At 61.7% G+C, this 282-nt stretch carries 1 protein-coding gene; it reads right to left on the bottom strand.

The window, feature by feature from the left end; all coding sequences use genetic code 11:
• A partial coding sequence (locus tag AF337_RS34940; protein ID WP_342028467.1) for an MFS transporter occupies positions 1 to 262 on the bottom strand: 262 nt, incomplete at its 3' end.
• Between the last annotated feature and the right edge of the window lie 20 nt (positions 263 to 282).

Here is a 282-nt window from a genome sequence, read left to right as displayed (position 1 = left end):
GACCGGTTCCGATGGCGCGCATCCGCGTCGGATAGATCTCCGGCGTGTACAGATACAAGACCGCATTGACCGACCCGACGACGCCGTAGGCAAGTGTTGCCAGTACGATCAACGACCAGAGCTGGCCTGCACCACCTGCAGCCAAAGCGGTCAAAAGTGCCGCGCCGACCAGGAAGGATACGATGGCCCAGGCTCTTCGACCGATGCGGTCGATGTAGAACGCGCAAACCAGAAGGATGGCGACCTGGGCGACATTGGTCATCGAGGCAGCCCGAAGAGCGC

Origin of the sequence: Rhizobium ecuadorense, assembly GCF_001187535.1 — a bacterium.
Taxonomy (GTDB): Bacteria; Pseudomonadota; Alphaproteobacteria; order Rhizobiales; family Rhizobiaceae; genus Rhizobium; species Rhizobium ecuadorense.
This window is presented reverse-complemented; position numbering and strand designations above follow the sequence as displayed.